The following is a 10,926-nucleotide window of genomic DNA, read 5'->3' as shown; positions in this document are numbered from 1 at the left end:
GCGGGTACCACATCGCTGCGCGATGTGCAAGCGAACACCCGCGCTGCGCGCGGGTGTTCCGCTCCCGCTCCGCGGGAGCGGAACGGGACGCTCCGCGTCCCGCTCAACCCGACTGCTGCGCAGTCGGGTTGACGCTCCGTCCGCTGCGCTCCCGGAGCTGCGGGGACTTCAGCCCCGCGAGAGTCTTCCGCTTCGCTTCAGGCTCCGGGCGGATCCGCTGCGCTCCCCCGCCTGACAGTCCTTCCGGCTGCGCCTCCAGTCCTTTGCGGCCCGCTGACGCGGGCCGGGCTGGCTGTCAGGGTGGGCTATCGCCTGGCCTGCTTGCGGGTCAGGCGATAGCGGAGGGGCCAGAAGGGTCAGTTGAACTTCTGACGGTCGATCCGTTTGAAACGGCATCCGATGCTGTTGTCCGGGTCCCTTCCCGGTATCTGCAGAAGGACGAGCCGGCCATCGTCCTGTAGCAGCATCAGCGGCTCGATCACACTGTCCGTGTTCACTTTGAAGGACTGCTCACCCCGGGAAGAGTCCAGCGTCCAAGTCGCCTTGCCGCTCTCCCTCTGGGTGATGCGGCCATCCGTGTAGTCCATCGGCCACCGCTTCACTTGCGCCGAACCGTCCTTCTCAAGCGTCAAAGAGGAGTTGCACAAGCCGCTGGCACGCCAGTCGCCGATCAGGTCGGAACGGGTGACGTGTCCGGCCTCCGCTTCGTGGGGGGAGCATCCGGCGAGGAGACCCGCGCCAAAGCAGAGCGGGACCGTGATTGCCAAACGCCGCTTCATTACTGTCCCCGTCCGTCGAGTGGACAGACCCTACGCCACCGTCACACGCCTATCTCCTTCAGGGCTCACGGAGGCATGTGCGCATCTGCTTCGTTCTTGTGCTTCATTTTAGTGCTTGGATAGACTCTGGACTTGGATAGCGGCATCGTTGAGGGGTCGGAACCATTCACATTTGAGCGGATGCTGTAATCCGTCGCGCTGGACTCACCGCAGCCGGTAACACACCGTCTGTATGCAGGTTTCCCCGGTCCTGGCACGACAGAGCTTCCACCGGCCTACAGAAGAAGGCAGACCGCAATGGCAGCGATGAAACTCCGCCCCCACCAGCGAGAGGCCGTGGACGCGGTACTGCGTGCCCTCGAATTGCCTGCAAGATCCCTTGTGCCGGAGGGTGGCCTTCGCACTCAGGTGATCATGGCGACCGGATCCGGCAAGAGCCTCGTGGCAACCCGGAGCGCTGAGGAGCTCCGCGCGGGCCGGGTCCTGGTGCTCGTGCCCTCGCTGGATCTGCTCGCCCAGACCGAGGCCTCCTGGCGCTCCGGCGGTCGTACGGGCCCGATGATCGGGGTCTCGTCCCTGCGCGGTCAGGATGTGTCCTTCCCCAACACCACAGACGTGGACGAGCTGGTGGAGTGGACCCGCTACCTGGACAAGGTCACCGTGTTCGCCACGTACGCCTCGCTCGGGCTGGGCACACTGGAACGCGCGCACGCCGCTGGCCTTCCGGGGTGGTCGCTGATCGTCGTGGACGAGGCGCACAGGGTTTCGGGCAGGATCGGCAGGCCGTGGGCGGTCGTCCACGACAACACCCGCATCCCCGCCCTGCGGCGGCTGTACATGACGGCCACACCCCGGCTGTGGCAGCTCGACGAGGACTCCGAGCAGGGCGCGCCGGGCGAGCTGGTGGCGTCGATGGACGACGACCCCAACGGGCCCTTCGGCAGCAGGTGTTTCACTTTGACGTTGTCGGAGGCGATCGACCGGGGCATCTGTGCGCCGTACCAGGTCGTGTGCGTGGACATCACCGACACCCAGCTCCAGGCAGCACAGCTCCTGGGCGAGGATGCGCGCTCCGAGCAGGTACGCGGGGCCCGCCTCGCCGCGCTCCAGACAGCGTTGGTGAAGGCGTCCTCGGAGGAGGGCTTCAGCCGCACTCTCTCGTTCCACCACGTGGTCAAGGAAGCCGAGGCTTTCGCGGCCGGCCTTCCCGACGTCGCGGCGCAGCTGCACGACGCGGACCCGGAGCTGTACCCGCGTACGGTCTGGGCGGACTGGCTATGCGGTGAGCACAAGCCGCTCCACCGGCGCCGCGTCCTGGACGAGTTCTCCAGGGGAATCGCTGCTGACGGCACGGTCGTGGAGAAGACGTTCCTCGGGTCCGTTCGCGTGCTCGGCGAAGGCATCGATACATCCCACTGTGACTCCGTGTACTTCGCCGACGTACGCGGCTCCATGCCCGACCTCGTCCAGGCCGTCGGCCGGGCACTGCGTATGCAGCCCGGCGAAGGCAAGACGGCGTCGCTGGTCGTGCCGGTCCTGCTCGGGCCCGGAGAGACGGCCGACAACATGCTCACCTCCCGGGCGTACGGCGGACTGGCGAAACTGCTCGAGGCGCTCCGCGCACACGATGCCCGCATCGTCGAGCAGCTCGCCGAGCAACAGGCACCAAGCCGTGTCAGGGGTGTGCAGAGCCGTAGCGGGGAGCACGAGGGCGAGAGCGACCGAAGCGACCGACTCTCGGCGCCAGCCCAGGAACTGCTGAAGTTCTCCACGCCGCGCGACCCCGCGCAGCTGGCCGCATTCATCAACCTCCGCGTCCTCAACCCCGAACACCAACACTGGCGACGCGGCATCGAAGCCGCCGCCATCTACACCCGGCTCCACGGCGACCTGAAAGTGCCGTTCACCTACCGCGTGCCCGAGAGCGGGGACCAGAAGGCGGAAGCCGAGGGGTGGCCGGCCTCCCTCGCCGCATTCCCGCTGGGGCAATGGATCGCCGACAACAGGAGGTTCTACGCCCGTGGGGACATGGACGCCGACCGCGTCGAACAGCTGGAGAAGCTCGGCATGATCTGGTCGCACTTCGACGTCGCGTGGGAGGAGGGCCTGGCCGCCGTTCGCGGGTGGGCCGCCGAACACGGGCACGCTCTCGCCCCGCTCGACGCCACACACCAGGGTTACAAGGTCGGGATCTTTCTCAAGAACGCCAGGGCCGCCGCACGGAAGGCAGCGGAGATCGAACAGCGTCGTGCCGAAGGCCTGCCGGTTCAGTCAGCGGCCGGCGCCCTGTCGCAGGAGCGGCGCGAGCAACTGGAGGAGATCAACCCGTCGTGGTGCCCCACCTGGCCGGTGGAGTGGCAGCGCGCCTTCCACCTGGTCCGGATGCACCTGGACGCGGGTGAGGCGCTGCCTACCACGGCGGGCGAGGTCCTGCGCCAGGGCGAGGACCTCGGGCGATGGGTGGGATCGGTCCGACTCGGCTGGGACAAGCTCACCACCGTCCAACAGTGGATGTGCGAACACATCCTCGGCATCCAACCCGCCACCGACGACGAGAAACCCAAACCGCGGACCAGCCAGGCCGACAAATGGGCGATGCACTACGAGGCCGCCAAGCAGTACTACCAGCGCGAAGGACACCTGAAGGTGCCGCGTAAGCATGTCGAGACGATCGTCGTCGGCAGGGGGCACGGGGAGGCGGGTGACCGTGAAGACTGCGAGGGCCAGGAGGTGCGACAGCTCCGGCTAGGGGCATGGGTCAGCAACCAGCGCAGCAGGGCCGCGACGCTGACACCCGAGCGGATCGACCAGCTCTCCGCCATCGGCATGCGCTGGACGTAGACGTCGCCATGCGACTCAGCGGAGGCCGGATCTGATCTCCCGTGCCACAGAGCAGGCAGCGTTCGTGGGCATGCGTTGGGGGTTTGCCTCGGGGGCGGGGAGCGCAGAGGGCTCAGGCGGCGGTGGCGGCCAGGTGCTGGTTCAGCGCGCGGGTGAGGGCCTCGGCCGAGGCGACGGGGCCGCCCATGCGGTCGGTGCCGTGGGCGGTGTGCAGCAGGAGAGTCGGGTAGCTGTCGACGCCCAGTCGGCGCACCTGGTGGAAGTCGGCCTCCGCCTCGGCGCGAGCGGCGGGAGAGGCGTAGGCCGCGGCCACCGCGTCCGGATCCAGACCCAGCTCGGCCGCGATGTCCCGGTAGACCTGCACATCGGAGAGGCTGCGGCCGTCGAGGTACCAGGCGCGCTGCATGGCCGCGCCGGCTTCGAGGGCGTTCGCGCCCGGCTGGCTGCGCAGCGCGACCAGACCAGCGGCGGCGTCGGCGGAGTCCATCACGACGGTGCCCTCGGCCAGCACCCGGCGGTAGCCGGCGCCGAAGGTGACGCCGGTCAGCTGGGCGATGCGCTCGTTGGCGCCGGGGACGTGCGGGTAGGCCGCCACCGGCAGGGCGCGCGACCCGGTGAACAGGCCGCCGGACAGCACCCGCAGCTCGATCCGGTCCGCGTTGGCGGCGGCGAAGCCGTGCAGGGCCGGGCCGAAGCCGTAGCACCAGCCGCAGTAGGCGTCGAAGGCGTAGGTCAGCCTCGCGCGGCCGATGGCGTGCTCCTGGTTCGCGGGTTCGGTGTTCATGAGGTACGTCGTCCTCTCTCCTTGGATCTGGTCTGCCTGTCAGCGGCCGCCGCGGTGGTGCGCCGCGGTGACACCAGAAACGTAGGAGCGGTATCCGGCGCGACCCGGATACGCTGGCGACTCATGATGGTCAGAACTGGACACCGAGCAGGAAAACGCATCCCTGATGTCGGTTTCGCTGCTCCCGTGGGGACACCGGCCGGGGTGGAGGTGCTCTCCCTGGCGGTCCTGCGCGAGCGGGCACCGGTCCGTCTCGGCACGGGGCGGATCGCTCTTCCCCAGCGCCCGGACTTCCACCACCTGATCTCGCTGTCCGAAGGCCGGCTGCGGCACACGGTCGACTTCACCGGCTACACCCTCGAACCGGGGGCCTGGCTGTGGGTGCGTCCCGGCCAGGTGCAGCAGTGGGGCGACCTCGAGAACGCCGAGGGCACTGTGATTCTCTTCGAGCGCGATTTCCTCGACCCGACCACAGTGGCCGCGGCCGGCCTGGACGAACGGCACGCGCCGCCGCTCCTCACGCCCGTCGGCGAGGACCGTTCAGCCCTGGAGACCGCGTCCGCGCACCTGGAGCACGAGTTCCACGCCCTGGGCCGCGTCCCGCTGGAGGCGCACGTGCTCATCCTGCGCCAGCTACTTGGCGCGCTGGTCCTGCGCGCCGCCCACATCCAGGCCCCGGGCAGCCCGGCCACCGACCCGGGCGAGCCGTATGTGCGGTTCCGTGCCGCGGTGGACCGCGACTTCGCCAGCGTCCGTCGCGTCGAGGACTACGCCCACGCCCTCGGCTACTCGGCGCGCACGCTCTCCCGCGCCACGCTCGCGGCCGACGGAGTCACCGCCAAGGAGTTCATCGACCGCCGCGTCCTGCTGGAGGCCAAGCGGCTGCTTGCCCACAGCGACCAGTCCGCCGCCCGGACCGCCGCCCGGCTCGGCTTCTCCAGCGCCACCAACTTCAGCAAGTTCTTCCACCGGCACACGGGCAAGAGCCCCCTCGGCTTCCGTGGCACGATCCGCGGCACGCAGAGCTGAGCCGGCCGGCGATCGAAGCCGTCCGCGCGCTGCCGGTAGGGCACAACTGAGGTGGTGGGGAGAGGCGTGAGCGAGAACCTTCCGCAGGAGGGCAGAGCCCGTACGGCGTCCGTGGTCGAGCTGGCCCAGGAGTTGATCCGCCGTCCGAGCAGGGCGGGGATCGACGACTACGGGCCCGTTCTCACGGTGCTGGAGGACTGGCTCGCCGCCCGCGATCTGTCGCACCGGCGCCTGCACGACGACGCCGGTGCGCTCGTGGGGCTGCTGGTGGAGATCCCCGGCGGCCGTCCGGGGCGGTGGTGGACGCTGGACGCGTGCGTGGACACCGCCCCGTACGGCGACGAGGCCGCCTGGTCCTTCGCGCCGGCCTGCGGCGACATCGTGGACGGCTGGCTGCTGGGCCGGGGTGCGGCGGACTCCAAGCTCGCCGCGGCGATGTTCTGCCACATCGCCGCCGACCTCGCGCCCCGCGCCGCGGACCTGCACGGCGGGCTCGCCGTGCTCCTCGACGTCGACGAGCACACCGGCGGCTTCGGCGGTGCCCGCGCCTACCTCGCCGACCCGCATGCGGCCCGGCCCGCCGGGGTGATGATCGGCTACCCCGGCATGGAGGACGTTGTGGTCGGCGGCCGGGGCCTGTGGCGGGCGTCGATCGCCGTGCACGCACCCTCGGGACACTCCGGCTCCAGCAAGGCCGTGATGGGCGCCATCTCCCGCGCCGCGCACCTTGTACGGCTCCTGGACGCCGCTGAACTGCCCGGCGCCGCCGGGACCTCAAGATTCCCGCTGCCGCCGAAGCTGTCGGTGACCTCCTTCCACGGCGGCCAGGGCTTCTCCGTCACCCCCGACCGATGTGACCTCAACGTCGACGTACGTACGACCCCCGGCTTCGACGCGCACGACGCCGAGACGCTCGTCCGTAAGGCGATCGCGGAACTCGACGCGGAGCTGCCCGCACCGGCGCCCACCGAGGTCACTCCGGTGGCTACGTGGCCGCCGTTCCGCCTGTCCGAGGGCGAGCAGCCCGCCGCGGCGCTGCTGAACGCCGCCGCCGAGGCGGGGCTCACAGTCAAGGCGAAGACGGCGGGGCCATCGAACATCGGCAACCTGCTCGCCGGGGAGGGTATCCCGGCCACGGCTGGCTTCGGTCTGCCGTACGAGGGGCTCCACGGCCTCGACGAACGTGCCCACCTGGTCGAGTTGCCGCAGGTCTACGCCGTCTACCGGCGGGCGGTGCTCGACCTCCTCGGGGGCTGACGTCCCAGGCCCGTCCCAACTTCCTCCCAGATCCACTCCCAGCACGTGCTCAACTCCGTCTCCGGGAACCGGACGGCCTCGGTGTCGTCACCCGGTCGACCAGCACCGCTGACGCAAAGCGGGCGTCCGGCCGCGCCACTGCTTTCCCTGACCCGGAGAAGCGCATGATCGACCACGCTCCTCACCCCCGCACGGCCGGGCCCGGCCGCCCTGGCGGCGACAGTGATCCTGGATTGAACGCACAGAAGAAACGCTTTCGTGATGTTTGTCCCGCACATCGCGTCCCATGGGAGCGCACATCGCGGGCAGCGCCGAGGAATGGGTGCACGTGATCAGTGAGAGTTTCGTACCGCTCTCGCTGGCGAACGTCTCCGGCTCGTTCCGCGGCTCCGCCGAGCAGACCGTTCTGCTGCCGGGAGTGACGGTGACGAACGTCCATACCTACGGGGGCTCCGTGGTGCTGCGCACCCCCCGGTTGGTGCGGGTCGAGCCTCGGGAGGACTATCTGTTCTCGCTGCACCTCGGGGGCGCCGGGGCCGTCCTCCAGGACGAGCGGGAGGCCGTGCTGCGGCCGGGGGGCGGTGCTCTGTACGACGCCGCCCGCCCGTACCGGCTGTCTTCCCTACGGACACCTGGGAGCTCGTGCTTCAGGTCCCCAGGCGGCCCTTGCGTGACCGGGTCAGGGGCATCGACGAGCTGTCCGGCCGGGCGCTGTCCGCCGACCATCCCGCCGCGCGGGTGCTCGCCGCGTTCGTGCGTGAGCTGGCCGGAGTCTCGAAGGACCTCACTCCCGAGCAGCGGGCCGATTTCGGCCTGACCGCCGTCGACCTGCTGGCCACCGCGCTACGAGCCACGGCCGGTGAGGAAACCTCCGCACCGAGCGGCCGGCAGGCTCTGCTGCGGGCGATGCGCGCTTGCGTGCAGGAGCATCTGACCGACTCGTCGTTCACCCCCGCCGTGCTCGCCCGACTGCACGGCATCTCGCCACGCTATGCCGCGGATCTGTTCGGGGAGGCCGGCACCTCACCGGCCGCGTACATCCGCGATCAGCGACTACAGGCCGCCCACCGGGCGCTGGCCGATCCCCGCCAGTCGCACCGCACCATCGCCGGCATCGCCGCCCACCTCGGTTTCACCGACCGCACCACCTTCACCCGTGCCTTCGTCCGGCAGTACGGCATGACTCCGGCCGACCTGCGCGCCGGGCAGCGGCCCGCCTGAGATCCGTGGGCAGATGCCCCGGCTGATGAGGCAGGGCACCGGGCTCGCCGACATCGGGCCCGCCGCGGGGCCGGGCACGAGCTGATGGCCGAGGCGGAACAGGCCCTGACCCGTGCCGTCACCGTGTTGCCTCCTGACTCTCCGGTTTCCGCCTGCCCTGGCCCGCCACCGCCCGGCCCGGTGCGACGCCCCGCCGACCCGTCCATGTCGTGCTGCGCTCAACCCGGCCGCATGCCTTCCGGCTCCACCCGTGAGGCTGCCCACGGCCTACGGCCCGCGTGGTTCCCGGAACGCCGCAAGCCTGCGCCCGGAACGCCGCACTGAGGGCATTGCCGACTCCTACCGTGGCGCCACTTCGCTTCCCCTGCCGCATGGAGGACAGGATGCCCAGCGCCTATCGCGTCGCCGCCGTTCAGGCAGAGCCGGTCTGGCTCGACATCGACGCCACTGTGGACAAGACCGTCGCACTCATCGCGGACGCCGCCGACCAGGGAGCGGCGCTCGTCGCCTTTCCCGAGACCTGGATCCCGGGTTACCCGTTGTTCCTGTGGCTCGGCCCGGTCGCCGGCCAGATGCCGTACATCGCCCGCTATCACGCCAACTCCATGACCGTGGACGGCAAGCACCTCACCGCCATCCGTCAGGCCGCCCGCCGCCACGGCATCACGGTGGCGATCGGATACAGCGAGAAGGACCACGGGAGCCTGTACATGTCCCAGTCGGTCATCGGGCCGGACGGCGATGTCGTGCTGCACCGCCGCAAGCTGAAGCCCACTCACGTCGAGCGCAGCCTCTTCGGCGAGAGCGACGGCAGCCACCTCAAGGTGGTGGACACCCCACTCGGCCGGCTCGGCGCCCTCAACTGCTGGGAGCACCTCCAACCGCTCAACAAATACGCCATGTACGCGCAGCACGAGCAGGTCCACATCGCCTGCTGGCCCGCCTTCGGCCTCTACAAGGGCATCGCCTACTCCCTGGGCGCCGAGGCGAACATGGCCGCCACCCAGACCTACGCCCTGGAGGGCGGCTGCTTCGTGGTCGCGCCCACCCAGGTGCTGAGCGCGGAAGGCATCGAGATCTTCGCGAGCACCGATGAGCAGCGGGCCCTGCTCACCCCGGGCAGCGGCTGCTCACGTATATACGGCCCCGACGGATCGATGCTCAGCAAGGCGCTCGACGAACACACCGAGGGCCTGGCCATCGCCGACATCGACCTCGCCTTCATCGACCTGGCCAAGAACGCCGCCGACCCGGCCGGGCACTACGCCAAGCCCGACGCCACCCGGCTGCTGCACGACAACCGGCCCAAGAGCGCGGTGGTCACACCGGGGGGATTGGCCGGGCCGCTCTTCCCGGACCTGGACGACCTGGCCGACGAGCCCACCGCGGGCGTCACCGGCTGACCGGGCGAGCAGACAGCTAAGGAACAAAGGACATGGGTGCGCAGGCCCGAGGGCCATCGGCCCAGCTATCCGGCGTTCACCGCCCGCTTCCCCGACGCTACGGACACCATCGTCTTCGCCCAGTTGGCCATCCGGGGGCCCGACCTGGAAGCCGTAACGGCGGCCGCCCGTGAACTGGACGCCCTGCTGGACGGCGAGACGGCAAACAGCGGCGCGAGCTGCCGCATGGTCAGGTTCGTGCGGTAGTAGACCGCCACCAGCAGCACCCGATCCGCCAGCGGCAGGCACCACGGCCGCCCGCCGCCAGGACCGTTGCCGCCCCGCTCCCGCACCACCCGTAACAAGCCTTCGAACTGCCGCATCCGCAGACCCGTGAACGTCTCCATCCACAACGGATCAGCCCTCAACACCCCACGCATACAACGGAAATGCCCAGATCACAGCCTTCTGCAACACGCTTTAGGTCTGTCTCCCCGACCATGATCGGAGAGACAACCCCATGCGTCCCCGAGGCATGGACGCGGATCTCGGTTGCGTGCTTCGCAGCTCCGTGACATCACACGGCGGACCCGGTGATGAGCCGGCCCTCCTCGTCGTACGGCCAGACGTTGGGCACGCAGCCGTTCATGCCCTTGATCTGCTGCATCATCGCGGGAGCCGGTTTGCCCTTGCCGGGGCAGCCGACGTGGCCGTGGCCGAGGAAGTGGCCGACCTCGTGGTTGATGATGAGTGCGCGGTAGCCCGCGACGTCCTTGGCGTAGACGGGAGTGGCCAGTTCCCAGCGTTTGAGGTTGACCATGACGTTCTTGCCGACGTTGCAGTTGACCTCGCCGCGGGTGTTCAGCCCGTACTGCCCGCAGATGGCGTCGACGGTGCCGGCGGTCGCGACGCGGACGACGAAGTCGGTGGCGCCGCCGGAGACCCGCTGGAACCCCGACTGGCCGTCCGCCGTCCAGCCGCGGGGGTCGGCCAGGATGCGTTCCACCTCCTTGGCGACGTCCGCGGTGGACAGCGATATGCCCTCCTCGACGTCGACCCGGTAGCGCAGGGCCGCCCCCTTCCCCACCTTGGCGCTTCCGCCGGAGGCCGTGGTGAACGTGCCCGGCCCGGTCGCGGGGATGGTGTTCCGGGAAGCGCTGGACGACGCACCGGGCGGGGCGGAGGGGCTGTTCGAGGGTGTCGGGCTCTGCGTGAGCCGGGACGAATCCGGACCGGGTGCGGCTCGCACGGGGGGCTTGGCCTGCGTCGTGGAGTCGGACTGGGCCGGTAACTCGCCCTTGGTGCCCGGCGTCCAGCCCACGGCCGCGAATCCGGCGGCGGCGCTGACAGCCATCACCACCAGGCCTGCCACCAGGGGGCCCTTCCCTCGTCGGCCGGAGCTCTTCTCTCGGCGCCCGGAGGCGCGCGTGGGGCCGCTCCGACGGCGGCGGGTGTTGGAAGATGTTGCTTTGTGCACGGTCACGTTCCATCAGAGTGTGATCAGGATGTGATTGGATGACACCCAGTCGATCACGAAACGATAACGGCGATCAGCGCAAACCCGATATTGTCCCGTGACACCCGTCACGGAAGCGGCACAGCGCCGGCGCGTGGCCGGTCAGGAGGCCAGCGC

At 69.9% G+C, this 10,926-nt stretch carries 9 protein-coding genes and 2 pseudogenes; 7 read left to right on the top strand and 4 right to left on the bottom strand.

From position 1 onward, the window contains the following. Positions 1-356: 356 nt before the first annotated feature. The gene (locus OP79_RS47120; protein WP_033329375.1) at positions 357-767 is read right to left on the bottom strand and encodes a hypothetical protein; all 411 of its coding nucleotides are present in this window, start codon (positions 765-767) and stop codon (positions 357-359) included. A gap of 309 nt (positions 768-1,076) precedes the next feature. Between OP79_RS47120 and OP79_RS47115 the strand changes: the two genes are divergently transcribed. Further along, positions 1,077-3,620, top strand: a complete 2,544-nt coding sequence (locus OP79_RS47115) for a DEAD/DEAH box helicase (RefSeq protein WP_245685716.1) — start codon at positions 1,077-1,079, stop codon at positions 3,618-3,620. A gap of 112 nt (positions 3,621-3,732) precedes the next feature. Here the strand turns inward: OP79_RS47115 and OP79_RS47110 are convergent, their stop codons facing one another. Further along, complete coding sequence (locus OP79_RS47110) at positions 3,733-4,404, bottom strand: DsbA family protein (protein WP_051745786.1); 672 nt, start codon at positions 4,402-4,404, stop codon at positions 3,733-3,735. 126 nt (positions 4,405-4,530) lie between these two features. Here OP79_RS47110 and OP79_RS47105 point away from each other — a divergent pair, with 126 nt between their 5' ends. The 6 genes and pseudogenes from OP79_RS47105 to OP79_RS56285 all read left to right on the top strand — a co-directional run bounded on the left by OP79_RS47105 (position 4,531) and on the right by OP79_RS56285 (position 9,560). Beyond that, entirely contained in the window at positions 4,531-5,433 is a 903-nt protein-coding gene (locus OP79_RS47105; RefSeq protein ID WP_033329378.1) for a helix-turn-helix domain-containing protein, read from the top strand. Between the two features lie 66 nt (positions 5,434-5,499). Next, positions 5,500-6,690, top strand: coding sequence for a M20 family metallopeptidase (locus tag OP79_RS47100; RefSeq protein WP_033329373.1), 1,191 nt, complete (start codon positions 5,500-5,502; stop codon positions 6,688-6,690). Positions 6,691-6,976: 286 nt separating this feature from the next. After that, positions 6,977-7,297: pseudogene (locus OP79_RS58790) on the top strand (AraC-like ligand-binding domain-containing protein); the annotation flags it as partial. Between the two features lie 59 nt (positions 7,298-7,356). After that, complete coding sequence (locus tag OP79_RS50925; RefSeq protein ID WP_051745784.1) at positions 7,357-7,911, top strand: AraC family transcriptional regulator; 555 nt, start codon at positions 7,357-7,359, stop codon at positions 7,909-7,911. Positions 7,912-8,294: 383 nt separating this feature from the next. After that, positions 8,295-9,314, top strand: a complete 1,020-nt coding sequence (locus tag OP79_RS47090) for a carbon-nitrogen hydrolase family protein (protein WP_033329372.1) — start codon at positions 8,295-8,297, stop codon at positions 9,312-9,314. A 36-nt stretch (positions 9,315-9,350) separates the two neighbouring features. Further along, positions 9,351-9,560, top strand: coding sequence for a hypothetical protein (locus tag OP79_RS56285; protein WP_033329371.1), 210 nt, complete (start codon positions 9,351-9,353; stop codon positions 9,558-9,560). On the opposite strand, the pseudogene OP79_RS53280 reads toward OP79_RS56285, so the two are convergent. Together OP79_RS53280 and OP79_RS47080 are read right to left on the bottom strand one after the other, a co-directional pair. Further along, positions 9,500-9,733 (bottom strand): annotated as a pseudogene (locus OP79_RS53280) (helix-turn-helix domain-containing protein); the annotation flags it as partial. The gene OP79_RS56285 and the pseudogene OP79_RS53280 overlap by 61 nt on opposite strands. Before the next feature lie 137 nt (positions 9,734-9,870). After that, positions 9,871-10,647, bottom strand: a complete 777-nt coding sequence (locus OP79_RS47080; RefSeq protein WP_033329376.1) for a DUF3152 domain-containing protein — start codon at positions 10,645-10,647, stop codon at positions 9,871-9,873. Positions 10,648-10,926: the final 279 nt, after the last annotated feature.

The sequence above is a fragment of the Streptomyces yerevanensis genome (assembly GCF_000716805.1).
In the GTDB taxonomy this organism is placed as follows: domain Bacteria; phylum Actinomycetota; class Actinomycetes; order Streptomycetales; family Streptomycetaceae; genus Streptomyces; species Streptomyces flaveus.
Note: the sequence above shows the minus strand (reverse complement) of the source record. Positions and strands in the feature narration are given on the sequence as shown.

Bases quoted from the DNA above. Each gene is read 5' to 3' on its own strand.
- OP79_RS47115 (WP_245685716.1), top strand. From the start codon at position 1,077: ATGGCAGCGATGAAACTCCGCCCCCACCAGCGAGAGGCCGTGGACGCG.
- OP79_RS47110 (WP_051745786.1), bottom strand. From the start codon at position 4,404: ATGAACACCGAACCCGCGAACCAGGAGCACGCCATCGGCCGCGCGAGG.
- OP79_RS47105 (WP_033329378.1), top strand. From the start codon at position 4,531: ATGGTCAGAACTGGACACCGAGCAGGAAAACGCATCCCTGATGTCGGT.
- OP79_RS47090 (WP_033329372.1), top strand. From the start codon at position 8,295: ATGCCCAGCGCCTATCGCGTCGCCGCCGTTCAGGCAGAGCCGGTCTGG.
- OP79_RS47080 (WP_033329376.1), bottom strand. From the start codon at position 10,647: ATGGCTGTCAGCGCCGCCGCCGGATTCGCGGCCGTGGGCTGGACGCCG.